The organism is Streptomyces sp. 8N616, assembly GCF_052246385.1.
Taxonomy (GTDB): Bacteria; Actinomycetota; Actinomycetes; order Streptomycetales; family Streptomycetaceae; genus Streptomyces.
Map to the genome: position 1 here is coordinate 147,141 of NZ_JBQQBY010000008.1, position 23,317 is coordinate 170,457.

At 72.5% G+C, this 23,317-nt stretch carries 18 protein-coding genes and 2 pseudogenes; 8 read left to right on the forward strand and 12 right to left on the reverse strand.

Annotated features, from left to right (window positions below; translation table 11 throughout):
* Positions 1-293: 293 nt before the first annotated feature.
* Together ACTWQC_RS09945 and ACTWQC_RS09950 are read right to left on the reverse strand one after the other, a co-directional pair.
* Positions 294-2,138: an AMP-dependent synthetase/ligase gene (locus tag ACTWQC_RS09945; protein WP_443315224.1), complete on the reverse strand. Its 1,845-nt coding sequence runs from the start codon at positions 2,136-2,138 to the stop codon at positions 294-296.
* Between the two features lie 91 nt (positions 2,139-2,229).
* Positions 2,230-5,451 (reverse strand): chondroitinase family polysaccharide lyase, encoded by a 3,222-nt coding sequence (locus ACTWQC_RS09950; protein ID WP_443315225.1) that lies wholly within the window; start codon positions 5,449-5,451, stop codon positions 2,230-2,232.
* A gap of 196 nt (positions 5,452-5,647) precedes the next feature.
* Between ACTWQC_RS09950 and ACTWQC_RS09955 the strand changes: the two genes are divergently transcribed.
* Both ACTWQC_RS09955 and lpdA read left to right on the forward strand, forming a co-directional pair.
* Positions 5,648-6,607, forward strand: a complete 960-nt coding sequence (locus tag ACTWQC_RS09955; protein ID WP_443315226.1) for a hypothetical protein — start codon at positions 5,648-5,650, stop codon at positions 6,605-6,607.
* 733 nt (positions 6,608-7,340) lie between these two features.
* Positions 7,341-8,741, forward strand: a complete 1,401-nt coding sequence (gene lpdA, locus ACTWQC_RS09960) for a dihydrolipoyl dehydrogenase (protein ID WP_443315227.1) — start codon at positions 7,341-7,343, stop codon at positions 8,739-8,741.
* A 27-nt stretch (positions 8,742-8,768) separates the two neighbouring features.
* Here lpdA and ACTWQC_RS09965 read toward each other — a convergent pair whose 3' ends face one another.
* The gene (locus tag ACTWQC_RS09965) at positions 8,769-9,749 is read right to left on the reverse strand and encodes a sigma-70 family RNA polymerase sigma factor (RefSeq protein ID WP_443315228.1); all 981 of its coding nucleotides are present in this window, start codon (positions 9,747-9,749) and stop codon (positions 8,769-8,771) included.
* A gap of 278 nt (positions 9,750-10,027) precedes the next feature.
* On the opposite strand from ACTWQC_RS09965, the gene hpnR reads away from it, so the two are divergent.
* Complete coding sequence (gene hpnR / locus ACTWQC_RS09970; protein WP_443315229.1) at positions 10,028-11,545, forward strand: hopanoid C-3 methylase HpnR; 1,518 nt, start codon at positions 10,028-10,030, stop codon at positions 11,543-11,545.
* 142 nt (positions 11,546-11,687) lie between these two features.
* Here the strand turns inward: hpnR and ACTWQC_RS09975 are convergent, their stop codons facing one another.
* On the reverse strand, positions 11,688-12,356 hold the full coding sequence (locus tag ACTWQC_RS09975; protein WP_443315230.1) for a chaplin: 669 nt from the start codon (positions 12,354-12,356) through the stop codon (positions 11,688-11,690).
* Between the two features lie 311 nt (positions 12,357-12,667).
* On the opposite strand from ACTWQC_RS09975, the pseudogene ACTWQC_RS09980 reads away from it, so the two are divergent.
* Positions 12,668-12,859, forward strand: a pseudogene (locus ACTWQC_RS09980) (LysR family transcriptional regulator); the annotation flags it as partial.
* Between the two features lie 303 nt (positions 12,860-13,162).
* On the opposite strand, the gene ACTWQC_RS09985 reads toward ACTWQC_RS09980, so the two are convergent.
* From ACTWQC_RS09985 to ACTWQC_RS09995, 3 genes are all read right to left on the reverse strand, one after another.
* Positions 13,163-13,555, reverse strand: a complete 393-nt coding sequence (locus ACTWQC_RS09985; RefSeq protein ID WP_443315231.1) for a hypothetical protein — start codon at positions 13,553-13,555, stop codon at positions 13,163-13,165.
* A gap of 38 nt (positions 13,556-13,593) precedes the next feature.
* A complete protein-coding gene (locus ACTWQC_RS09990) occupies positions 13,594-14,400 on the reverse strand; it encodes an ANTAR domain-containing protein (RefSeq protein WP_443315232.1) in 807 nt (268 codons plus the stop codon).
* Positions 14,401-14,490: 90 nt separating this feature from the next.
* Positions 14,491-14,979: a GNAT family N-acetyltransferase gene (locus tag ACTWQC_RS09995; protein ID WP_443315233.1), complete on the reverse strand. Its 489-nt coding sequence runs from the start codon at positions 14,977-14,979 to the stop codon at positions 14,491-14,493.
* Between the two features lie 93 nt (positions 14,980-15,072).
* Between ACTWQC_RS09995 and ACTWQC_RS10000 the strand changes: the two are divergent.
* From ACTWQC_RS10000 to lnt, 3 genes and pseudogenes are all read left to right on the forward strand, one after another.
* Positions 15,073-15,191 (forward strand): annotated as a pseudogene (locus tag ACTWQC_RS10000) (pyridoxamine 5'-phosphate oxidase family protein); the annotation flags it as partial.
* Between the two features lie 199 nt (positions 15,192-15,390).
* Positions 15,391-16,440, forward strand: a complete 1,050-nt coding sequence (locus ACTWQC_RS10005; RefSeq protein ID WP_443315234.1) for a phosphatidylinositol-specific phospholipase C domain-containing protein — start codon at positions 15,391-15,393, stop codon at positions 16,438-16,440.
* Between the two features lie 187 nt (positions 16,441-16,627).
* Positions 16,628-18,211 carry an apolipoprotein N-acyltransferase gene (gene lnt / locus ACTWQC_RS10010; RefSeq protein WP_443315287.1) on the forward strand — a complete coding sequence of 528 codons (1,584 nt, stop codon included), beginning with the start codon at positions 16,628-16,630 and terminating at the stop codon, positions 18,209-18,211.
* Here the strand turns inward: lnt and ACTWQC_RS10015 are convergent.
* Complete coding sequence (locus ACTWQC_RS10015) at positions 18,135-19,040, reverse strand: Gfo/Idh/MocA family protein (RefSeq protein ID WP_443315235.1); 906 nt, start codon at positions 19,038-19,040, stop codon at positions 18,135-18,137. The two genes, lnt and ACTWQC_RS10015, sit on opposite strands and share 77 nt — an antisense overlap.
* 34 nt (positions 19,041-19,074) lie before the next feature.
* Positions 19,075-20,310, reverse strand: a complete 1,236-nt coding sequence (locus tag ACTWQC_RS10020) for an FAD-dependent monooxygenase (protein ID WP_443315236.1) — start codon at positions 20,308-20,310, stop codon at positions 19,075-19,077.
* Between the two features lie 77 nt (positions 20,311-20,387).
* Between ACTWQC_RS10020 and ACTWQC_RS10025 the strand changes: the two genes are divergently transcribed.
* Positions 20,388-20,981, forward strand: a complete 594-nt coding sequence (locus ACTWQC_RS10025; RefSeq protein ID WP_443315237.1) for a TetR/AcrR family transcriptional regulator — start codon at positions 20,388-20,390, stop codon at positions 20,979-20,981.
* Positions 20,982-21,116: 135 nt separating this feature from the next.
* On the opposite strand, the gene ACTWQC_RS10030 is transcribed toward ACTWQC_RS10025, so the two are convergent.
* The 3 genes from ACTWQC_RS10030 to ACTWQC_RS10040 form a co-directional block, all read right to left on the reverse strand.
* Positions 21,117-21,560: a hypothetical protein gene (locus ACTWQC_RS10030; protein ID WP_443315288.1), complete on the reverse strand. Its 444-nt coding sequence runs from the start codon at positions 21,558-21,560 to the stop codon at positions 21,117-21,119.
* A gap of 173 nt (positions 21,561-21,733) precedes the next feature.
* Positions 21,734-22,402, reverse strand: a complete 669-nt coding sequence (ung, locus tag ACTWQC_RS10035; RefSeq protein ID WP_443315289.1) for a uracil-DNA glycosylase — start codon at positions 22,400-22,402, stop codon at positions 21,734-21,736.
* A gap of 136 nt (positions 22,403-22,538) precedes the next feature.
* Positions 22,539-23,300 carry an SDR family oxidoreductase gene (locus ACTWQC_RS10040; protein ID WP_443315238.1) on the reverse strand — a complete coding sequence of 254 codons (762 nt, stop codon included), beginning with the start codon at positions 23,298-23,300 and terminating at the stop codon, positions 22,539-22,541.
* Positions 23,301-23,317: the final 17 nt, after the last annotated feature.

The following is a 23,317-nucleotide window of genomic DNA, read 5'->3' on the forward strand; positions in this document are numbered from 1 at the left end:
GTGGCTCCTCGTCTCTTCTCTTGTTCCGCCTCCCCACGCAATACGAGCCCGGCGTGCGATTTCCTCAACAGCGCGGAACGGCGCGGCAGGTCGGGGCACGGCACGGTGCGGCATGGCACGGACGGCGCTGCGCACGGCCGTCGGTCAGCCCGCTGCGCCCTCGGGCTGGAAAGCGACGAAGACGTTCCCCTCCGTTGTCTGCCCGTCCTTCCGCGACGACGTCTGCCGGAAGCATCGTCGCCCCGGGTGCGGCGCGCGGCGAGCCGGCGCTCGGCCGTCTGCCCGTGCCCGCATCAGAACGCGTACAGGTCCTCGATGTCCTGCGCGTACGCCTGCACGATCGCGCCACGCCGCAGCTTCAGCGAGGGGGTCAGCAGCCCGTCGGCCGCGCTGAATTCGAAGGGCAGGATCCGGAAGGCCCGGACGGATTCGGCCCGTGACACTGCGCTGTTCGCCGCCGTCACCGCCCGCTGGATCTCGGTGCGCAGCTCCTCGTCGAGGACGGCCTGCGAAGGGTCGTGGGAGGAGGGGCCCGACATGTGCTTGCCGCGCAGCCGGAGCCAGTGCTCCAGCGCCTCGGGGTCCAGGGTGATGAGCGCGGCGATGTACGGCCGGTTGTCGCCGACGACCAGGCACTGCGAGACCAGGGCATGGGCGCGGATCCGCTCCTCCAGCACCTGGGGCGAGGTGCTCTTGCCGCCGCTGGTGATGATGATGTCCTTCTTGCGCCCGGTGATGACGAGATAGCCGTCGTCGTCCAGGTAGCCCACATCGCCGGTGGCGAACCAGCCGTCGCGCAGCACCGCCTCGGTGGCCGCCGGGTTGCGGTGGTAGCCCGCGAAGACCACGTCGCCGTACACCCAGACCTCCCCGTCACGGGCGATGTGGACGGCGCACCCGGGCAGCGGCCGGCCCACGGTGCCGAACCGGACGAAGCCAACGGGCTGGCCGGTCACCGCCGCGGTGGTCTCGGTCAGGCCGTAGCCCTCGTAGATGGTGATGCCGGCGCCCGCGAAGAGCAGGCCGAGCTCTCGCCGGAGCGTCGACCCGCCGGACACGGCGTACCGCACCCGGCCGCCCAGCACGGACCGCAGCCGCCCGTACACCATGCGGTCGAACACGGCGTGCACGGCCCGGAGCCACGGCCCCGGGCCGGGCCCCAGGCCCATGTGCCGGCGCTCCACGGCCTCGGCGTAGCGCACCGCGATGTCCACGGCCCGGTCGAAGAGGTCCTGTCTGCCGGACTCCTCGGCCGCCTGCCGCGCCCTGCGGTAGATCTTCTCGAAGATGTACGGGACCGCGAAGACGAAGGTGGGCCGGAAGGACGCGAGTGCGGGCAGCAGCGAGGCGGGCGCGAGATCCGGCTGGTGCCCGAGCGTGACACCGCCGCGCATGCAGAACACCTGCACCATCAGGCCGTAGACGTGGGACAGCGGCAGGAAGGCGAGCAGGGTGGGCTGCTCGCCGCGCTCGGCGAGCAGCTCGTTCCACCCGGCGAAGAGGGTGTCGCACTCGGCCGCGAGATTGGCGTGGGTGATCACGCACCCCCTGGGCCGTCCTGTGGTGCCCGAGGTGTACGTGATGGTGGCGGTCGAGTTCGGTCCCACCGCCTGCCGGTGACGGTGCACCAGCGTGTCGGGGATGTTCCGCCCCTGTTCGGCGAGGCGCTGCACGCACGCGTCGTCGAGCTGCCAGATCCGGCGCAGCAGCGGGAGGCTGTTGCACACCGCGCCCACCGTCATGGCGTGGTCCTCGTGCTCGACCACGATGGCCACCACGCCCGCGTCGGACAGGATCCAGCCCACCTGCTCGGCGGAGGAGGTGGGGTAGACGGGGACGACCTGGGCTCCGATGGACCACAGCGCATAGCTGAACAGGGTCCATTCGTAGCGGGTTCTGGACATCACCGCGACCGGGTCGCCGAACTGGATGCCGCCGGCCAGCAGCCCCTTCGCGAGCGCCAGCACCTCGTCCCGGAACTCGGCCGCGGTCACCTGCACCCACTCGCCGCCGTCCGGATCGCCGCGCCTGGCGAGCTGCGCCAGCTTCGGGTCGCTCTCGGCGACTTGGTAGACCGAGTCCGCGAGACCACCCGAACGCGGAGCCTCCACCAGGTGCGGAAGGCTGTATTCCCGCACGGCACCCCCCTCAACGAGCAACGAGCCTCTGCCGCGTCGCATCCTTCCGGCGGGCAGGCAGCGCACCATACCGGTCGGTCTGGACGCCTGCCTAGGGCTTGATGCGACGCGCGGGCGCCGGCAGCAGCCGCGCCTGGACGGGCCGGCCGTCCACCGTCTCGAACTCGACGACGGTCGCCCTGCCCTGGCGGCGCGTCCGGCACGGCTCGCCGGATCCGGCTGCCCGCCAGTGGCCGCGGAGCGTCACGCGCAGAGTGTGGGGCCGGCTCGGGCTGGTGAGCCAGGGCCTGGACCAGGGACTGAAGTGGCCGACGTAGCGGCCGTGTTCGTACTGGTCGCGGTCGATGCCCTCGTACAGCCGCAGGTCGGGGTCGCAGACGGCCAGGACCAGAGCATCGCCGTCCCGGCGGGTCAGCAGCATCGACGGGGTGTCCACGCCGCGCACCGCCGTCCCCCCGGCCAGCCGGTCCACGGCTTCGAAGGCGGCGTAGCCGGTGATGCCCGTGGCCCGGTCGGTGACGATGTGCGCGGTGGTGTCCGCCCGGAGGGCGGTGTACGGGGCGCGCGCCGGATCCGCCATCTCCTCGGTGAACGCGGCCATCCGCTCCGGCGTGGCCCGCACCACCATCGCGTATGCGTAGCGGCCGCCCCGGGGCGCGGTGCCGTGCCGGATCCAGGCGCTGGCGAAGTCGCCGCTGGTGGGGGCATCGGTCGCCTGGTCGCGCGAGTGCTGGGTGGTCCGCTGGACGCCGATGCGCTGTCCCGCGGGCAGGTAGTAGCCGATGCCCTTGTCGTCCAGCAGCCAGCGTGGTTCGCGGAGTTCGATACCGGGCCGCTCGTACGGAAAGGCGGTCACCGGCTCGGGTCCTTCGACGTACGTCGGGTCCGACGGGGAGGCCAGCCGGGTCTGGAACAGGGTGGTCTCCGTCTCGTGCAGGTGGTCGTCGTTCCCGATCCCGGAGCCGAGGGCGACGATCCGGTCGTCGAAGAGGAAGACCGACGTGCGGGCCCGGTGCGAGCCGTCGTACTTCGGGTGCTCGTGCAGCCGCATCGCGAACATGCCATGACGGCCGTCGATGGCATGCGCGCCCGCGAACCGCTCGTCGGTGAGCAGCATTTCCTCGATCGTGCCGGTCAGGTCGGCGCGCAGGTGCGGCAGCGGTTTGCGGATCGTGGTGGTGCCGGGGCGGCGGTTCCAGTCCCAGCCGGGCTGGCTGTAGCCGCTGTCGGCGTTGGTCACCGGATCGCCGCGGTGCAGCACCTGGATCTGGCCGTATGTGTTGTAGCGGCCGTACCAGTTGGCGCCCTCGTAGACCTCGGTGCTCCACAGGTAGCGGTTGTGCCCGCGGACCGTGACCTGCCAGTTGTCGCGCCGGTGGACGGCGAGGGCCGCGTAGTTGAGGGCCCAGGTGCCGGACGGGTCCGGCTCCGCGGTGATGCCGCGGGCGGCGAGCCGCCCGGCCAGCCGCTTCTGCCGGTCGCTGGGCTCGGCGGGAAGCAACCGCAGGAAGGCGGAGGCGAGTTCGGGGTCGACGTCGCTCGACCCGTCGGGGGTTCCGGCGAACGCCAGCCACTCGTACGGGGTCACGGACAGCGCCGTGGTGCCCCTGGGGTGGCGGCCGGTGAGGGAGATCGGCCAGTGGAACTTGTTGGCGTACAGCCGCATGGTCAGCAGGGCCCGCTTCAGCCAGGCGTGGGCCCGCTCGGAGATACGGAAGGTCCCGCCGCCCATCACGTAGACCAGCGGCGCAAGGCCGCTGAAGCCGTCGCGCGCGTAGTCCGGATAGAACCCGACGTGGTGGAAGGTGGTGCCGTCGGGCTTGATGCCGTCCTGGATGCCGGGGACGGGCAGCAGGGCCCGGTCGAGCCAGTCGCGCAGCGCGTGCAGATACGCCACCTGCTCCGCCTCGGTCTCGTACAGCAGGACGGCCGCGAGCAGCCCCCGGAACGTGGTGCCCAGGATGTCCATGATGCTGCCGTACGCCATGCGGTGGTCCCAGCCGCGGAAGATCCGGCCGAGGCCGGTCAGCCAGGTCACGTCCGCGCGCACCGCACCGAGCAGACCCGCCTCCCGCAGCACGTCACGCATCAGGTGGACGGAGTCGTAGTAGCCGCGGGCGTCGTAGCCGAGGTGGTGGATCGTGCCCTGGCAGCTGCCGTGCGTCCAGCCCTGGTCACGGAGGTGGGCGACGAGCCGCAGGTAGAGCTCGGCGAGAGCGGGGCGGTGGGCGTCGCCCGCGGCGTCGTGCGCCTGGGCGACCGTCTTCATCAGGTCGGTGCAGCCGCGCAGGGTCGCCGCGCCCACGAAGGACTTGAGGTCGGCGGCGATCTGCGGCGGATAGATCTGGGACTGGTACGAGAGGACCGGGCGGCCGGTGCCGGTCGAGGAGCGCTCCGGTACGCCGAGCTCCGCGACCTGGGCGGTGAGCGCGGCCACGTAGGCGTCGTCCGCCCTCACGGCCGCGGCCAGGTACTCGTCGTGGTAGCGGGCGAGGAGTGTGCGCAGGGAGGACCGGTCCTCCTCCGAGGGGGCGGGTGCGGGGAGTTGACGTTTCTTCAGGAGCTGGTCGAAGAGGTAGAGGGCCTGCCAGTGCTGGGCGTCCCACACGTCGCCCTCGCGGCAGACCTCGGGCACCTGCACGTCGCGGGTGGGCCCGTCGGGCCGCACCGCCACATTGAGCAGGAGCTGGTCCAGATGGAGGGTGCCGGAGCGGCGCGGCGCGATGATGCGGACGGTGTCCATGTCCGGGTGCGCCCGGCCGTGCATGTCGTACCCGTAGCGCACCCAGGCGGTGCGCCAGCCGGTGAAGCCGAGGCGGAAGTCGAACCAGGCGTCGGTGCGCTCGCCCCGGCCGAACTCGAAGCGGATCGCGTCGTCGGCGGGCTCCTCGTTGAAGACCCAGACGGAGAAGGTGTCCACGGTGCCCTGCCACGCCTGGTCGTCGAGCGGGCGGTACGGGTCGGCGCCGTACGCCAGGTCGGCGCGGACGACGATGCGGGACCGTGCGTCGTGGTCCCAGCGCAGCGAGTGGCCGCCGCAGATCGCGGCCCGGTCGCTGATGCTGAGCCGGGATCCCTTGCCTGCCGCCATCTGGGGCGGGACCGCGGTCTCGAGGAGGAAGGCGGGCGGCTGGAGGGCCAGCGCCCGGCGCTCGAGGTCGGCCGGAGGGGTGGCGGGGGCGGTGCCGGGCTCCGCGCTCTCACGGACGGCCGCCCCCGCCGGAACGGCCGGGAGGACGAGGCCCCCCGCAGCGCCGAGGGCGGCGGCCTTGAGAACCGTACGGCGGGGCGTCCGTGTGGCGTCGTCCGACAAGGTGCCTTCTCCTTCGGTCACTTGCCATGGAAGGGTGGATCGAACCGACAAGGGTCGTGTGGCGAGTCTTCCCCGCCGTCGGCCCCATGTGCGGGAATGAATCCGGGCCGGCCCCGCCCGCCGTCGCGCCGAATTCCTTCCTCCGGTCACCCCACCAATCCAGCCGTCGGGTGCGGAATGATGGGAACCTGACCGTATGGGCTGGGAAGAGGTCGCCGACCAGCTGTACGCGCTGCCGCCCGAGCAGTTCACCGCGGCGCGCGACGAGGCGGCGAAGACCGCGCCCCGCGGGCAGGCGGCGAAGATCCGCGCGCTGCGGCGCCCGACCCTGGCCGCCTGGGCCCTGAACCTCCTGGTCCGCAGCGACCGCGACCGGATCACCGCGCTGCTCGGGCTCGGCGAGCAGCTGCGCCGTGCCCACCAGGACCTGGACGGCCGGCAACTGCGCGCGCTGTCGCAGCAGCAGCGGCGGCTGGTGACCGCCCTGTCCCAGGAGACCCAGCAGCTGGCCGCCGAGGCCGGGCGGCCGGTGGGCGAGAGCGTGCTGCGCGAGGTGGAGGCCACCGTGCAGGCCGCGCTCGCCGACCCCGACGCCGCCGAGGAGCTGGCCACCGGGCGTATGACCAAGGCTCTGGCGCCGCCTGCCGGTTTCGGCCCGCCGGTCAGCGCCACCGTGCATCCGCTGCGCCCCCGCGAATCGGCGCCGCAGCGCAAGGCCCCGTCGCGCGCTTCCGCACCGGCCCGGCCGGCGTCGGTGACCTACTTGTCCCGGCGCGCGGAGGAGGCCGAGGAGAGGGCACGCGCGGAGCGGGAGCGGCGGGCGCGGCTGTCCGAAGCCCGCGCAGAGGCGGACGGGCTGGAGCGCGAGGCCCGCGCCGCGGAGAAGGAAGCCGCCGTCGCGGAGCGGCGGCTCGCCGCAGCGGAGGAGCGGCGGCACGAGGCCGAGGACCGGGTGCGGGAGCTGGAGGCCGCGCTGCGGGAGGCCCGGGAAGCGCTGACCGAGGCGAGGAAGGCCGAACGCACCGCCCGCGCGCCGGCGCGGCGGGCGCACGAGACGGCCGAACGGGACCGCAGGCGAGCCCGGGAGGCATCCACGCAGGTGGAGCGCCTGCGGGCCGAGGACGCAGCGCCCCGCGGCCGCGGAGGCAGGCGCTGACAGCCCCCGCGCCCCGAGCTTTTTCCGCCTGCCCGGGCCCACTCGTGCCATCCCGGCCATGACGGCGAGCCGAGCCCCTGGTGGACATTCGCGAGCCCCGCTGACACGGCACTCGGCGTCGCCCGGCGCGGCGTGGGCGGGCGCGGGGGCAAGGACCGGAAGGACTACCCGGTCAACCTCTTCTGGCACGAGAACGATATGGAGGGGCAGCTGGAGGTCGTCCGCAAAGACGGCTGCGAATTCGGCACCCTCGAGGCCGTCGTGACACTCGCTCACGACAGCTTCGACTCCTACACCCCACCGGCAGTCCGTTCACCGACGGCCGGGAGAACATCGACGGCAGCCTCGTCCTCCAGGGCTTCGACGGGGCATCGCACCCGACCAGCCGCGCCGACAGCGGCAAGGACGACGCCGTCCACGCGCCGCGATCCGAGCCGGACTTACCTCAGCAATCCCGACCGGCCCTGACGGCCCTTGCGCTCGCCCGGCGACGGCCCCGCGAACCCGGCGACGGGGCGCCGGAGCCGCCCGCTTCTTGCGGGCCCTCATTGCACGGTGCGCGGTACACGCTTCCGCTTCTCCGTGCCGGACAGTTCGCTCTCGACGCCCACGCCACTTCCATGACATCACCGCAGCCCACTGCCGTCCAGGGGCTGTCCATGACCCACTCCGGCCTCCTTCGCGAAGGGGGGACGCGCTGCGCGGCGGGGCGCCGCGGCCTAGGCTGCCGTGCATGAGCGGACACTTTGACGTCGTGGTCCTGGGCGCGGGCCCGGGAGGGTATGTCGCCGCCATCCGGGCGGCCCAGCTCGGCCTCAGAACGGCGATCGTCGAGGCGCGGTACTGGGGCGGGGTCTGCCTGAACGTCGGCTGCATCCCGTCCAAGGCCCTGCTGCGCAACGCCGAGCTCGCGCACATCTTCACCCAGGAGGCCAAGACCTTCGGCATCCGGGTGGACGGCCAGGTGAGTTTCGACTACCGCGAGGCCTTCAACCGCAGCCGCAAGGTCGCTGACGGGCGCGTCAAGGGCGTGCACTTCCTGATGAAGAAGAACAAGATCACCCAGTACGAGGGGATCGGCAGCTTCATCGACGCGCACACCCTCCAGGTCACGGTCGCCGACGGCAACACCGAGACTCTCTCGTTCGATCACTGCATCATCGCCACGGGCGCGACCACCCGGCTCCTGCCCGGCACATCCCTCAGCCCGCGGGTGGTGACGTTCGAGGAACAGATCCTCAGCGACGAGCTCCCGCAGAGCATCGTGATCGCGGGCGCGGGCGCCATCGGCGTCGAGTTCGCGTATGTGCTGCACAACTACGGCGTCCAGGTCACGCTGGTGGAGTTCCTCGACCGCATCGTGCCTCTGGAGGACGAGGACGTCTCGGCCGAGCTGGCGCGCCGCTACCGCAAGCTGGGCATCAACGTGCTGCCGTCCACCCGCGTCGAGGCCATCGACGACTCCAGCGACAAGGTGCATGTCATCGTCACCACCGGCGGGCAGCGGCAGACCCTCGAGGCCGACAAGGTGCTGCAGGCCATCGGCTTCCAGCCGCGGATCACGGGCTTCGGCCTGGAGAACGCGGGCGTGCGGCTGACCCAGCGCGGCGCCATCGACATCGACGCCCGCTGCCGTACGAATGTCCAGCACATCTTCGCCATCGGCGACGTGACGGCCAAGCTCATGCTGGCGCACGCGGCCGAGGCGATGGGGATCGTCGCGGCCGAGACGATCGCCGGTGCGGAGACCATGGAGCTGGAGTACGTGATGATCCCGCGGGCCACGTACTGCCAGCCACAGATCGCGAGTTTCGGCTGGACGGAGGCCCAGGCGCGCGAGCAGGGCTACGACGTGCGGGTGGCCAAGTTCCCTTTCACGGCCAACGGCAAGTCGCACGGGCTCGGCGACACCGTGGGATTCGTCAAGATCATCAGCGATGGCCGGCACGGGGAACTCCTGGGCGCCCACCTGATCGGCCCCGAGGTGACCGAGCTCCTGCCGGAGCTCACGCTGGCCCAGCAGTGGGACCTCACCGTCCACGAGGTGGCGCGGAACGTGCACGGGCACCCGACGCTCGGCGAGGCGGTCAAGGAAGCGGTCCACGGCCTGGCGGGCCACATGATCAACATGTGACGCGAGGGCCCAGGGGGGCGGCCGGGGTCAGCCGGCCCAGTCGAGGAGCGGCTCGTGCCGCTCCGGCGCCCGCAGCTGCGCCAGTGCGTGCTTCTCCAGCTGCCGCACCCGCTCACGGGTCAGCCCCACATGCTCGGCGACCTGCTTGAGCGTGTGCGTCTTCCCGTCGTGCAGGCCGTACCGCAGGGTGAGGATCATCGCCTCCCGGGGCGGCAGGGTCCCGATGGTCTGGCGGAGCTGCTCGGCGAGCGCGCGGTACTCCACGACATCCGGCGCCTGGAGCACCTCGGTGTCCTCGATCAGGTCGCCGACCACGGTCTCGCCCTTGTCGCCGACGGGGGTGTCGAGGCTGATCGCCTCGCGGCCGACCCGGCGCAGCCGGGTGACCTTCCCGACCGGGAAGCCGGTCTCGGCTGCCGCCTCCTTTGCGGTCGGCTCCCGGCCGAGCCGCAGCTGCAGGTTCCGCTCGGCCCGGCCGAGCTTTGACAGGTCTTCGACGACGTGGACGGGCAGCCGTACGGTGCGGGCGTACTGGGCCAGGCCGCGCTCGATGGCCTGCCGGATCCACCATGTGCCGTAGGTGGAGAACTTGTAACCCTTGGTGTAGTCGAACTTCTCGACCGCCCTGATCAGCCCCAGGTTCCCTTCCTGGACGACGTCCAGGAACGGCAGGCCGCGACGGCTGTGCCGCTTGGCCACGGAGACGACCAGGCGGAGGTTGGCCCGGATCATGTGGTCCTTGGCGTGCTGCCCGTCGCGGGCGATGACCTCCAGCTCCCACCGGCCCTCCGCGGGCAGGTCGCGCCCGTCGGCCTCGGCCTCCCGCAGCAGCTCGTCCGCGTAGACGCCGGCCTCGATGCGCTTGGCCAGGTCGACCTCCTGCTCGGCATTGAGCAGGGGGGTGGCGGCGATCTGTGCCAGGTATTGGCGCAGCAGATCGGGCTCTTCGTCCGGCCCGGCCGGATCGGTCCTGTGAGGAGCGGCGGCAACGCTCGGCTCCACTGGCATGGTGTCACCTTCTCTTCGAACCGTGGCCCGCGCCCCGTCCTCGGGAACCGTTCGTCAGCCGTGGGCCACACGAGCTGGCGTACCCTTCCCGCCTCCGTTCACGCGCCGCGCGGCCCGGCCATCCGCGGCATAGGCCCGTTCTGATCGAGGGCCCGGGGCGCCGGACGCTCCGCCCCGCACCGAGGGGTCCCGTGGCGGCGAGCCTCCCCGAACAAAGCACATGAAAGGTTCATAAAGGACACGGTATGCCTCTGCTTCCGTCGACCGGAGAGCCTGACATGCGACTGCTGCTGGTCCACCCCAGTGCGCTGATGTACTCCGAGATCTTCCTCCGGCTCGAGCCGCTGGGGCTGGAGCGGGTGGCGGCGGCGGCCCGCGACGCCGGTCATCAGGTACGGGTGGTGGACCTGCAGGTGCTGTCCCGGCGGGTGCTCGACCGGGAGCTGGCGTCCTTCGCCCCCGAGGCGCTCGGGATCTCCCTGAACTATCTCGCCAACATCCCCGAGGCCATCGAGATCGCCCACCAGGCCAAAGCGGCCTCACCGGGGTGCTTCGTCTTCTTCGGCGGCCACAGCGTCTCCTTCATCGCGGAGCACGTGCTGGCCCAGGCGGAGGGCGCGGTGGACGCGGTCGTACGCGGGGAAGGGGAGCCGGCGGTCGCCCCGCTGCTCGAGGCGGCGCGCGACGGGGGCCTGGAGACCGTACCGGGAGTGGTCAGCGCGGCGGGGCGCGGCCCGACGCCGAAGATGCTGGACAGCCTCGACCACCCCCGGCCCGCGCGGGATCTCATGCGCCGCCGCAACCGCTACTTCATCGGCGAACTCGATCCGTGCGCCTCCATCGAGTTCACCCGCGGCTGCCCGTGGGACTGCTCCTTCTGCTCCGCCTGGACCTTCTACGGCCGCAGCTACCGCAAGGCGTCGCCGGAGGCCGCCGCCGAGGAGATGGCCACCATCCGGGAGCCCCATGTCTTCATCGTCGACGACGTCGCCTTCATCCGCCCCGAGCACGGCCACGGCATCGCCGCGGAACTCGAGCGCCGGCGCATCCGCAAGCAGTACTACCTGGAGACCCGCAGCGACGTGCTGCTGCGCAACCTGGATGTGTTCGAGCGCTGGTCAAGCCTCGGACTGAGGTACATGTTCCTGGGCATGGAGGCCATCGACGCCGAGGGCCTCGACCTGTTCCGCAAGCGCATCAGCCCGGACGAGAACGTCCGGGCGCTCGAAGTGGCGCGCAAGCTGGGCATCAACGTCGCCATCAATCTCATCGTCGACCCCGCGTGGGACGAGGAGCGCTTCCGCATCGTCCGCGAGTTCGCGCTGTCGGTGCCGGAGATCGTGCACCTCACGGTGATGACCCCGTACCCGGGTACCGAGATCTGGCACACGGAGGCGCGCCAACTCACCACCCGGGACTACCGCTTGTTCGACATCCAGCACGCGGTGGTGCCCACGCGGCTCCCGCTGGAGGTGTTCTACCGCGAACTCGTCCGCACGCAGGCCGTGATCAACCGCAAGCACCTGGGGCTGCGGACGGCGATCGGTGCGATGGGGGTCCTCGGCCGCAACCTCGCGCGCGGGCAGACCAACTTCGCCCGCATGCTGTGGAAGTTCAGCCGGGTCTACAACCCGACCCGCCAGCTCGCCGACCACGCGCGCGAGGTCAGGTACGAGCTGCCGCTGCCCCAGCGCCGCGAGGCGCCCGGCCGCCAGGACCTCTTCATCCACACCAGGCCGGTCAGCCGGTCGCGCGGCGAGAGCAGCGTCGCGGCCCAGCCGCGGGACGAGGGCTGAGCCTGAACCGGTCCGCGGGCGCGGGGAGGGCGAAAGACCCCGGCACCGGCAGGGCGGCACGGCGGCGCGGTGGCGCCCCCGCCACCGAGGGGGGAGACGGTGACGGGGGCGCGGTTCGGGGAGGCGTGGGGAATGGGGCGTTTCAGTGCTGCGCCGGGCGGAACCTGCGGTAGAGCAGGGCGCCGCCCAGCAGCAGTCCGGCGCCGGCCGGGACGACGTAGCCCGGCACGCCCGCGCCGGTCTGGGCCAGGGTCTCGGTCTCCGTCGGCGCGATGGCGTGGACGCCGGCCGTCCGCGGCGGCACCGGCTTGTCCGCCGTCGGAGGCTGCGGGGTACGGGGCTTGTGGGGACGGTCCCCGGAGCCGTTCGAGGAGGAGTTGCCGACCGCCGCGTTGCCGATGCCGCCGACGTTGACCGAGTTGCCCGTGACGTTGACCGGGACGTCCACCGGCAGCTGCACGGTGTTGCCCGACGCGATGCCCGGGGAACCCCTTCCTCGCGCGTGAGCGGTGGCGCCGGCCGGTGCCGAGGAGTGCGAGCCCTCCCCGTAGTCGCCGCCGTGGCCGCGCGAGTCGTTGACGCAGCGGTTGCCGGCCGCGGGGCTGAGCAGGCCCACGGCGTTGACGGTGTTCCCGCACACATTGACCGGGACGTGGACCGGGGCCTGCACGGTGTTGCCCGAGACCACTCCCGGCGACCTGGCTGCGGTGCCCTCGGCACCCGCGTCGGCGTGCGCGTACCCCGCGGCCGCGGCCAGCACGCCGCCCGTGGCCACCGCGGTGACCAGGCCATTTCTGGCGACCCGTCTCATGCGTTTCCTGCCTTCCAGTCATACTCGCGGGACACACGCCCGCACCGAAGACAACGCGGCACGGCCATACGGGTTATGGCTCATATGCCTTTCACCCCATCGAGTGGACGGCTTATCGACCTGACGCTCGACCCGGGCCCAATGGGATCGATGATCGGCACGTTCGCCCGTCGGACAAGCGGAGTTGGGCGCACGGATCCAGCGGACAGCGCCTCCTATGGAGTGTCATGTCCTCGTTTATCGAGGACTGACCATCCCATGGCTGAGGGAAGTTGCTGTGCGCCTATTGCGGGCGGTATGCGGGGCGGCGGCTGTCGTGGTGGCCGTCAGGAGCGCCACTTCACTCGCGCGGTTCAGCCTCGGGTCTCTCCGCCTCGGTCCGGGCCCTGGAGCGGGAGCTGGGGGCCCTGCTCTTCGTACGGACCACCAGCAGTGTGGAGCTGGCCGGCGCCGGCCGGGCGCTACTGGTGGAGGCGTCCCGCACGCTGGCCGGGGTGCGCGCGCTCGTCGGCCACGGGCTCGGAGTCGCCGTCGTCCCGCGGCCGATCGCCCGCAAGCCGGAGGCGGCCGCCCTGTCGGCCGTACCGCTGGCCGGTGACCCGAGCCGGAGTGGGAGGTCTCGGTCGCCGTCCCCGCCTCCGACCGGCTCGCGCCCGCTGCGCACGAGCTGCTCTCCTACCTCCGCGACCCGTGCCTGCCCGGCGGCTGCCAGGCCCCTCGATCGTCTCGACCGGCGCTTCCCGCGGGCGAGTTGAGGACGGCGTGGTGACCCCGGACGGTCACGAGCGCACCGTGGCCCCGTTCGGTCACGACGGTACGGTGACCCGGCTGCGGAGCCTCAGCCGGACCTGGACCTCCTGGTCACCGGGCACGACGTGCCCCTCCTCCTCGACCCTGAACGAGCGGGAGAGCGCCTCCTCCAGCTGCCGTACGGGCCGGTGGCAGCCGAAGAGGTCGGCCGTGACCGATCCTCCGAGGGCCGCCGGCTCCCCTGCCGGGCCCGGGGTGCGTACGTCATAGGTACTGATCCACACCATCGGGTTGGCCAGCAGCGGAGGCCGCTCGCAGTGCGCTCCGGTCTCCCGGTCGACGGCCGCAGGGAACGCCGCCCCCAGGACATCGAACACGGAGTCCGCGTCCTGCGGGGAGCAGTCGGTGAGATGGACACTGACGTGGGCCGAGTGCTGCAGGGTGGTCATCGCGGGTGCTCCTTGGGGTGCCGGCGCTGAGGCCGACGCTAGGAGAGAGTGCGGGCCGGCGCGCGACGGGCGGCGCGTCCGTGTCCGTTCCACGGCTCGGCCGCGGCGCCGGCCTCGCTCTCCAGCTGCTCGGCCATGCGGAGGAGCTGCGCCTCGGCGCCGCGCCCGCGGGTACGGACCAGGGCCTCGGCGAGGTCGGACAGCTTGCGGTTGGTGCGCTGCGACAGACGGCGCAGCAGGGTCATCGCCCGCTCCACGTCGCACTCCAGCACGTACATGACGATGCCGCAGGCCTGGTCGACGACGGGGCGGGTGCGCAGTGCGGTGTCGAGCTGGTCCACCTCGGCGAGGACCTCGCGGTACTGGCGCTCGCGCAGCAGTCCCGTGGTGGCGAGGTCGCCGAGGAGGGCGGTCGCGCCGTATGCGGCGTTCTGCAGGAAGCCGGGGCGGAACCCGTAGACCGTGAGGGTCACGGTCAGGAACTGGCGGCGGAACGGCAGGGTCATGCTGGAGCGGACGCCCGTGTCCAGGGCCCTCGCCCGGTAGCTGGGCCACCGGTTGTCGTGCAGCAGGTCGTCCGCGGCGGACGGGAGGCCGGTGGCCAGGGCCGAGGGGATCGGGCCCTCGCCCGACTCCCACTGCACGGAGACCAGCGGGGCCAGGTCGGGGTGGGTGACGGCGGTCGTGGGTGGTTCGCCGCGGTCTGTCCCTTCGGGGGCGATGACCGTTGCGGTGGCTCCGCAGCAGGCCGGATTGCATGAGGCCGCCTGCTCCACGAGCTCCGCGAGGCCGCCGTCCGGCGGCCCCGTCTCGCGGTCGAGCGGAATGTTCCGGTACTCCGGCATTGAGTAGCTTCCTCGATCGGTTCCCTCCACACCGATCGTCTGCCCACCGGAGAACGCTGTCAACGTCATCCCTGGGCGGCGCGGTCGCCGTCAGAGGCGGCGGTACATGATGTGCAGCCCCACGTACCCCTTCTCGGGGTGCCGGAACCCCTCGGGCAGCGTCCCGATGATCTCGAAGCCGAGTGAGCGCCACAGCGCCACGGCCCGGGTGTTCGTCTCCACGACGGCGTTGAACTGCATCGCGCGGTAGCCCTCCCGGCGCGCCCACTCCAGGGCGTACTCCCCCAGGGCGCGGCCCACGCCCTGCCCGGAGTGCCCGGGGGCGACCATGAAGCCCGCGCCCGCGATGTGGGACGCCGGTCCCAGGTGGTTGGGGTTCATCTTGGCCGAGCCGAGGACGGTCTCTTCGTCGTCGACGGCGACGACCGTGTGCCCCGGGGGCTCCAGGAGCCACCACTCCCGGCCCTCCTCCTCGCCGAGGTCGCGAGGGTAGGTGTAGGTCTCGCCCGCGGCGACGATCCGGTGGAAGAACGGCCAGATCGCGGGCCAGTCGTCGGCGGTGGCGGCTCTGATGCGCATGGTGGTCATCCTGCTCCGGGAGGCCGCGCGCCGCGAGGGATTTTCCGGTCCGCCGCGGCAAAGGCGACAGAAGATGTCGGCTTTCCGTGTCACATGGTGCCGAACTCCCGCAAGGCGCTGGGTCTGCGGCGCGACCCGCGGTTCCCACTCCAGGCGAACCCGGGCCCGATACGGAGATGGCGGGCGGTGACGTCCGGCTGAGCGGGCGCGCGTCGACAGCCCGCCCCGCGAGGACACCTGGCGGTTTCCCGGGCGTGCCGCACAGCTCGGCACCCAGGGCGTGCCGCACCGCACGGCGCGCGCTTGTCGGTCCTCCGTCCACCTCCGATTCCCTCCGCGGTCGCCTCATTGCGGCCCAACTCCCTTACGCTGCTGCCACTTTCACCACCCCCCACACGAAGGTGGCATCGCATGCGCACAATCCGCCCCGCCGGTACGGCCGTGGCCCTGGTGTCCGCGGCCGCTCTGCTCGCCGGAGCCGCGCCGGCCGGCGCCGGGACCTCGGACACCGGAGCCCTCCCGTACTCCGGATCCACGTCGGTCGGCGTGCACAACGCCTATGAGAAGGCCAAGTACCCGTACTTCGCCGACGCGCTGGACTCCGGCGCCGGGCTCCTGGAGCTCGACGTGTGGACCAACGGGCTGAGCAAGCGCTGGCGGGTCTCGCACAACAACCCGGTGGGCAGCGACAACAACTGCGAGAACGCCGCGTCCCCGGCCGAACTGCGCACCAAGCCGCGCAACCAGAGCCTGGACGGCTGCCTCTCCGACATCAGGGCCTGGCACGACGCCCACCCCGGCCATCGCCCCGTCCTGCTGAAGATCGAGCTGAAGGACGGCTTCAACGACCGGGGCGGTCTCGGCCCCGACGAGTTCGACGCCCTGGTCGGCGAGAAGCTGGGCGACGCGCTGTTCCGCCCCTCCGACCTCCTCGGCGGCCATGCCACTCTCGACGAGGCGGTGCGGGCGGGCGGCTGGCCGGCCAGGTCCGCACTCGCGGGCACGTTCCTGATCGAGCTGATCCCCGGCACCGTCGAGGAGAGCAACCCGTTCGACACGCTGTGGACCGACCGCGAGTACGCGGGGCACCTGCGGAATCTGGCCGCGTCCGGGAGCCTGAGCCGGGCCACCGCCTTCCCGGCCGTCCACGGGGCCGCGGCGGGCGACCCGCGGTCCCGGTACGCGGACCCGGCGATCCGCCCCTGGTTCGTCGTCTTCGACGGCGACGCGTCGACGTACGTCACGGACACCGCGATCGACACGGCCTGGTACGACCGGCGCCACTACCTGATGATCATGACCGACGCGCACGGGGTCTCCCCCGCCATCGACGCCGTCAGCCCCCCGGAGGCCGACGCGCACGCCCGCGTCGCCGCCCTCGCCGCCGACCACGGCAGCATCGTCACGAGCGACTGGTACCCGCTGCCACAGGTTCTCGCCACGGTGCTGCCCCGCGGCTGAACCTCCGCCGGATCCCGGTCAGGCAGCTCCGGGCAGCCGTGAGGCCTGCATCCGCGGCCGCCACCGGCTCGGCCCACGCCATCTGTCGCCCCTCGTCGCGCTCCATCACACTGGTCGCACTCCCCCAACTACCGTTGGGCGGTGCCCCCTGGCCACAGGGCCAGCACGAGGGAGGCGCGGCATGGTGATGTCGGTCGACCGGTGGCGGCACGTACTCGCCTCGCCGTGGCAGCGCGGCGCTGTGGCGGCCGCCGCGGGCGCCCTGCCCGCGCTGGCCTTCCCCGAGCCGTCGCTGTGGTGGTTCGCGTACGCCGCCCTGGTGCCGTGGCTGCTCCTCATCCGCTCCGCCCCGACCTGGCGCCGCGCCGCGTACGACGGCTGGCTCGGCGGGGCCGCCTTCATGGTGGCGGTGCACCACTGGCTGATGCCGAATCTGCATGTCTTCACGCTGGTCGTGGGCCTGCTGCTGGGCGTGCTCTGGGCGCCGTGGGGCCTGCTGGTCAGACGGCTGCTGGGCGGCGCACCGGGCCCGCGCCGGGTGGCGGGCGCGCTGGTGCTGGTGCCGTCCGGCTGGCTGGCGGTGGAGCTCGTCAGATCCTGGGATCTCCTCGGCGGGCCGTGGGGGCTGCTCGGCGCCAGCCAGTGGCAGGTCACGCCCGCGCTGCGGCTGGCCTCGCTCGGCGGCGTGTGGCTGGTCAGCTTTCTGATCGTGGTGCTCAACACGGCGTTTGCGATATGCGTCGCGCTGCCCACCGCCCGTACGGCCGCAGTGGCGGGCGGGCTGACGGTCGCCGTCGCGGGCAGCGCGGCATGGGCCTGGGCCCCGCTGCCCGACCGTACGGGCAGCGTGCGGATCGCCGTCGTCCAGCCCGGTGTCATACAGGGCGGGGTCGACGGCCAGGAGCGGCGCTTCGACCGGGAGGAGGCACTGACCCGGCAGCTGGCCGGGCAGGCCGTGGACCTGGTCGTGTGGGGCGAGAGCAGCGTCAGCTCCGACCTGGGCCGCCGCCCCGACCTGCGGGACCGGCTGACCGCGCTGTCCCGCGAGGTGGGGGCGGACCTGCTGGTGAACGTGGATGCGCGGCGCTCCGAACGGCCCGGAATATTCAAGAGCTCGGTGCTCGTGGGCCCGGACGGGCCGACCGGGGCCCGCTACGACAAGATGCGCCTGGTGCCGTTCGGCGAGTACATCCCGTTCCGGTCCGTGCTCGGCTGGGCCACCTCGGTCGGCGAGGCGGCGGCGGAGGACCGCAGGCGGGGTGCGGCACCGGTGGTGATGGACGTGCCGGGCGGGGGCGGGCTGCGGATCGGACCGCTGGTCTGCTTCGAGACGGCGTTCCCCGACATGAGCCGCCGGCTGGTGCGGGACGGCACGGAGGTGCTCGTCGCCCAGTCGGCCACCAGCACCTTCCAGCAGAGCTGGGCACCCGGGCAGCACGCCTCGCTGGCCGCGCTGCGGGCCGCCGAGACCTGGCGGCCCATGGTGCACGCGACGCTGACCGGGGTCAGCGCGGTGCACGGCCCGCGCGGCGAGGCGGTGGGCGACCGGCTGGGCACGAGCAGCAGCACCGCCACGGTCTACGAGGTGCCGCTCGGTGGCGGCACCAGCCCGTACGTCCGGTTCGGCGAGTGGGCGCTGTACGGGTCGCTGGCCGCGCTCGCCGCCTTCGGAGCTCTCGATGCGGCCCGGGCGTTCAGGCGGCCTGCTCCAGGGCCTCCCGCACCACCCGTTCACACAGCTCATGGGTCCGCAGGGCATCCTCGGCGCTGAGCACCTTCCCGGCCCGTACGGCGTCGAGGAACGCGAGGACGATCTGCTCGATGCCGCGCTGGCGGGCCACCGGGACCCAGTCGCCGCGGCGGCGCACGGTCGGCTGGCCCTTGTGGTCGATCACCTCGGCGAGGTTGACGACCTGCCGCTTGGTGTCCTGCCCCGAGACGTCGAGGATCTCCTCGGTGGACCCGCTCATCCGGTTCATGGTGCCGATGGCGGTGAAGCCGTAGCCGGAGAGCTGCAGTACGACGTGGTGCATCAGCCCGTCCCGCATCTTGGCGCGGACATCGACGTGCTCCACGGTGCCGGGCGCCAGGAAGCGGAGCGTGTCGACGACGTGGATGAAGTCGTCGAGGACGAGGGTGCGCGGGTCCTCGGGCAGGCCCACCCGGTTCTTCTGCATCAGGATCAGGTCGCGGGGGTGCTCCAGGCACTGGGCGTAGCCGGGCGCGTAGCGGCGGTTGAAACCGACGGCGAGGCTGACCCGGCGCTCGTCGGCGAGCCGTACGAGCCGCTCGGAGTCGGCGTAGTCGTAGGCGAGCGGCTTGTCGACGTACGTCGAGATCCCGGCCTCAAGGAGCCGGCCGGCGATCTCGGCGTGGGCGGTGGTGGCGGCGTGCACGAAGGCCGCGTCCGGGCGGGCCTCGATGAGCGAGTCGAGGCCTGTGTGGAGCCGCTCTCCGGGGATGTGGTGGGCCGCTCCGATCCGGTCGAGGGTGGCGCGGTCGCGGGTCTGCAGGTGCAGTTCCAGGCCGGGCTGGGTGCCCAGGACGGGCAGGTAAGCCTTCTGGGCGATCTCGCCGAGCCCGATGCAGCCGACCTTCACCGTGGGTCTCCTCAGTTCTGATCAGTTCTGAGCGTCAGTTCTGCGCGGCGCGCGTGCTCTCCGCCTCCTGTGCCCCGGCAGCATACGTGTCATGCGGCGGCCGCCAGTCGGCGATGCCGTCGAGGCCGCGCAGCGCGAGGCGGGGTCCGAGGAGGCCGACGGCGGCGAACAGCGCGGTGCGCAGGGCGAAGGCGGGCCGGGAGGACCAGGTGGTGAGCCTGCCGATCTGGCCGGACCGGCGTACGACGTCCGTAGTGCGGGCCAGCCGCTGGTCGGTGTACGCGGCGAGAGCCGCCGCCACGTCGCCGTCCGGAGACGCGAGCAGGCTGAGCACGACGGCGTCCTCGATGGCCTGGCAGCCGCCCTGGCCGAGGTTGGGGGTCATGGGATGGGCGGCGTCGCCGAGGAGAGCGACGCGGCCGCGGTGGTGGGCGGGCAGCGGCGCGGCCGCCGCGTACACATCGTGGCGCAGCAGCACGCCCGGCTCGGCGGCGGCCAGGACGGCGGGCACAGGGTGGTGCCAGTCGCCGAACCGCCGGAGCAGCTCCGCCTTCTCGTTGTCCGGAGCCTTCTCCCCGGGCGGTACGGCCGCGGTGGCGTAGGCGTAGACCCGGCCGTCGTGGAGCGGGACCGTTCCCCACAGCGTGCCCCGCCCCCAGGTCTCGTGCGGCTGGAAGGGCTCGTCGAGCGGGGGGACAACGACCCGCCAGGCGGTGAACCCGGCGTAGCGGGGCTCGGGGTGGCCGGGAAAGAGGGCGCGCCGCACCGCGGAGTGGATGCCGTCCGCGGCGACGACCAGCTCGGCTTCGAGGTCCCCGGCGGGGGTGGTGACGCGGGCGGGGCGGCCGGGCGCGCCGGGGGTGCCCGGCACGCCGGGGTCGGCGAGTGCGGCCGGGGCCGCGGTCCGCAGGGCGCCTTCGGGCAGCCGGGCGGCGAGCAGTCCGGCCACGGCGGCGCGATGGGCGACGACCACCGGGCCGCCGTACCGCTCGACGGCGGCGGCGCTGGTCGCGCGCGACAGCCAGCGGCCACTGGGCAGCCGCAGGCCGCCCTCGCCCTGCCAGAAGGACATGGCACGGACCTCGTCACCGGCGCCGATGACATCGAGGGCGCGGTGGGCGTTGGGGGCGAGCGCGATTCCGGCCCCGACCGGCTCCAGCGAGGCGGCCCGCTCGAGGACGGTGACGGACCAGCCGCCGCGATGCAGCCCCGCGGCGGCGGTGAGTCCGCCGATTCCTGCGCCGATCACCACGGCCCTTGGCTGTCCCATGGCTCCTCCCCGACTCCTGGCACTACACCTGTAGTGACACCGTACTACAGCCGTAGTGCCGACGGTAGATTGACGTCATGGAACCCAGCACGACCGGCACCTCCTCGCGCCTCGAACTGATCGCGGACACCGCCCTCGGCCTGCTCGCCGAGCGAGGGATGCGCGGGCTCACCCACCGGGCGGTCGACGAGGCGGCGGGCCTGCCGGCCGGATCGACCTCGAACCACGCGCGGACCCGGGCCGCACTGCTCGAAGCGGCAGTCCGGCGGCTGGCCGCACGGGAGGCGCAGGTGCTCACGCCGGAGGAGATGCCGGTGCCGGGCGGCGGATCCGGGGGGCTGACCGACGCCCTCGCCCTCGCCCTGCACCGGTATCTGACGCGGCATCGGCAGCTGGCCATTGCGCGCTACGAGCTGGCCCTGGAGGCGACCCGGCGGCCCGAGCTGCGCGAGATCTACGACAGTTCGGGCCGGGCCTTCCGCGAGCCGGCGGTCCAGCTCATGACGGCAGCCGGGTCCCGCGATCCCGAGCGGCACGCGCTGTCGCTGGTGGCCTGGTGCGACGGGATCATGTTTTCCTGCACAGCCGGCTCCTACCATGCCCGGACCCCCACGCTCCCGGAGCTGCGGGACGGCTTCGCGGAGCTGCTGCGCGGCATGCTGACCGGATGAGCCGCGACTGACCGGATGAGCGGTGGGCGGGACCGGCTGTGCCGGAGCCGCCAGTCGGGACCATCGGTGCCGGAGCGAGAAGCCCACAGCGTGGCGGGCCCCGGCGGCCCGCCGCGCCGTCCCCGAGGGCGAGCGCTACGGCCGCCGGCCGCCCAGCCGCAGTTCGAGGCGCGCGATGGCGGCCCGGATGCCGTCGCCGTAGTCGTCGTCGCCGAGCGCCGACGAACGCTCCCGTGCCCGGTCCAGCTCCCGGCGGGCCGCCGCGGGCTGTCCCAGCTTCTCGTAGTCCGCCGCCAGGTTGAGGTGGAGCGAGGGGTAGAAGGCGCGCACCGCGAGGGACTGGTGGTGCGCGGCGGCACGGACGTCGGTGAGGCTGTCGGCCGCACGCAGGGCGAGCACGTCCCACGCCAGTTCGTCGGCCGGGTCGTCCTGCGTGTCGGCCATGTAGTGCGCGAGCGTGCAGCGGTGGAGCGGATCGCCGTCCTCGCCGATCTCCTCCCACAGCGCGGCGAACCGGTTGCGGGCCTCGTCCCGGTCGCCGCCTCTGTGCAGCATGATCGCCTGGCCGATCCTCGTCATGACGGCGTCCTGGGACGCCTCACCCCGCCGCTCCTCTGCCACCGGACCTCCTGCGCTCGTCGCCGTGCTCTTCGCGATCTCCGTGATCTCCGTGATCTCCGTGATCTCCGTGATCTCCGTGATCTCCGTGATCTCCGTGATCTCCGTGATCTCCGTGATCTCCGTCGATGACGCTAGCCGAGGTCCGGGATCCGCCAGTCGACCGGCGCATGGCCCTGTGCGGCGATCGCCGCGTCGATCCGGCTGAACGGCCTGCTGCCGAAGAACTTCTTCGCGGACAGCGGCGACGGGTGGGCGCCCTCGACCACGGCGTGCCGCGCGGAGTCGATCAGCGGGAGCTTCTTCTTCGCGTAGTTCCCCCACAGCACGAAGACGGCCGGGTCGGGCCGGGAGGCGACCGCACGGACGACCGCGTCCGTGAACTTCTCCCAGCCCTTGCCCTTATGGGAGTTGGCCTCCCCCGCCCGGACCGTCAGCACCGCGTTGAGCAGCAGCACCCCCTGCTCCGCCCACGGCATCAGATAGCCGTTGTCGGGCACGGGGTGGCCCAGCTCGTCCCGCAGCTCCTTGTAGATGTTCCGAAGCGACGGCGGGGTCTTCACGCCCGGCCGGACCGAGAAGCACAGGCCATGCCCCTGCCCCTCGCCGTGGTACGGGTCCTGCCCGAGGATCAGCACCTTCACCCGGTCGTACGGGGTCGCCTCCAGCGCTGCGAAGACCTCTGTCCGCGGCGGGTAGACCGGCCCGTTCGCCCGCTCCTTCTCGACGAACTCGGTGAGCTCCGCGAAGTAGGGCTTCTCCAGCTCCTCGCCGAGGACGCCGCGCCAGGACGCGGGCAGCATGTCGATCACGTCAACAACCTCCGGTGTGCGATCCGTTCTGCACCGCAGAACCTACCGGCGGCCACTGACGGTGCGGCTGCGCGGCCGGTCCCGCCCGGCGGGACCGGCCGCGCAGCCGCACCGTCACGCAAACCGGTCAGGCGACCCCGGCGTTGAGGAGGATGCCGCCCTCGATAAGAAGCGTCTGGCCGGTGATCCAGCCCGCACGGTCCGAGAGCAGGAACTCCGCCGCGCCCCCGATGTCCGCGGGCACGCCGAGCCGCCCCAGCGGATAGGCGGCCGCGGCCTCCGCCTCGCGCCCCTCGTAGAGCGCCTCCGCGAACTTGGTCTTGACGACGGCCGGGGCGATGGCGTTGACCCGCACACCCGGCGCCATCTCGTGCGCGAGCTGGATGGTGAGGTTGATCATGGCGGCCTTGCTGACGCCGTACGCGCCGATGAAGGGCGAGGCGGAGACGCCGGAGATGGACGCGATGTTGACGATCGCGCCGCCGTTGTCCTTCTGCCACGCCTTCCACGTCTGCTGGGCGAAGCCCAGGGCCGAGATGACGTTGGTCTCGAAGACCTTGCGCGCCACCCCGAGGTCCAGCTCGGCGATCGGCCCGAAGACCGGGTTGGTACCCGCGTTGTTGACGAGGTAGTCGACCCGGCCGAACTCCTCCATCGTCCGCTCGACGGCGGCCGCCTGGTGGGCCTCGTCGTGCGCCTTGCCCGCGATGCCGATCACCCGGTCGGCGCCGAGCTGCTCCACGGCCTCCTTGAGGGTGTCCTCGTTGCGACCGGTGATGGCCACCCGGTCGCCGCGGGCGACGAGCGCCTCGGCGATGCCGTACCCGATGCCGCGGCTCGCGCCCGTGACGAGCGCGACCTTCCCGCTGTTCTGAACCTGTGCAGTCATGTCCGTGTCCGTCCTGT

What these genes read in the sequence shown, in the direction of transcription:
- ACTWQC_RS09955 (WP_443315226.1), top strand. Translation starts at nt 5,648, where the DNA reads ATGGGCTGGGAAGAGGTCGCCGACCAGCTGTACGCGCTGCCGCCCGAG.
- lpdA (WP_443315227.1), top strand. Translation starts at nt 7,341, where the DNA reads ATGAGCGGACACTTTGACGTCGTGGTCCTGGGCGCGGGCCCGGGAGGG.
- ACTWQC_RS09965 (WP_443315228.1), bottom strand. Translation starts at nt 9,749, where the DNA reads ATGCCAGTGGAGCCGAGCGTTGCCGCCGCTCCTCACAGGACCGATCCG.
- hpnR (WP_443315229.1), top strand. Translation starts at nt 10,028, where the DNA reads ATGCGACTGCTGCTGGTCCACCCCAGTGCGCTGATGTACTCCGAGATC.
- ACTWQC_RS09975 (WP_443315230.1), bottom strand. Translation starts at nt 12,356, where the DNA reads ATGAGACGGGTCGCCAGAAATGGCCTGGTCACCGCGGTGGCCACGGGC.
- ACTWQC_RS09985 (WP_443315231.1), bottom strand. Translation starts at nt 13,555, where the DNA reads ATGACCACCCTGCAGCACTCGGCCCACGTCAGTGTCCATCTCACCGAC.
- ACTWQC_RS09990 (WP_443315232.1), bottom strand. Translation starts at nt 14,400, where the DNA reads ATGCCGGAGTACCGGAACATTCCGCTCGACCGCGAGACGGGGCCGCCG.
- ACTWQC_RS09995 (WP_443315233.1), bottom strand. Translation starts at nt 14,979, where the DNA reads ATGCGCATCAGAGCCGCCACCGCCGACGACTGGCCCGCGATCTGGCCG.
- ACTWQC_RS10005 (WP_443315234.1), top strand. Translation starts at nt 15,391, where the DNA reads ATGCGCACAATCCGCCCCGCCGGTACGGCCGTGGCCCTGGTGTCCGCG.
- lnt (WP_443315287.1), top strand. Translation starts at nt 16,628, where the DNA reads ATGTCGGTCGACCGGTGGCGGCACGTACTCGCCTCGCCGTGGCAGCGC.
- ACTWQC_RS10020 (WP_443315236.1), bottom strand. Translation starts at nt 20,310, where the DNA reads ATGGGACAGCCAAGGGCCGTGGTGATCGGCGCAGGAATCGGCGGACTC.
- ACTWQC_RS10025 (WP_443315237.1), top strand. Translation starts at nt 20,388, where the DNA reads ATGGAACCCAGCACGACCGGCACCTCCTCGCGCCTCGAACTGATCGCG.
- ACTWQC_RS10030 (WP_443315288.1), bottom strand. Translation starts at nt 21,560, where the DNA reads ATGACGAGGATCGGCCAGGCGATCATGCTGCACAGAGGCGGCGACCGG.
- ung (WP_443315289.1), bottom strand. Translation starts at nt 22,402, where the DNA reads ATGCTGCCCGCGTCCTGGCGCGGCGTCCTCGGCGAGGAGCTGGAGAAG.
- ACTWQC_RS10040 (WP_443315238.1), bottom strand. Translation starts at nt 23,300, where the DNA reads ATGACTGCACAGGTTCAGAACAGCGGGAAGGTCGCGCTCGTCACGGGC.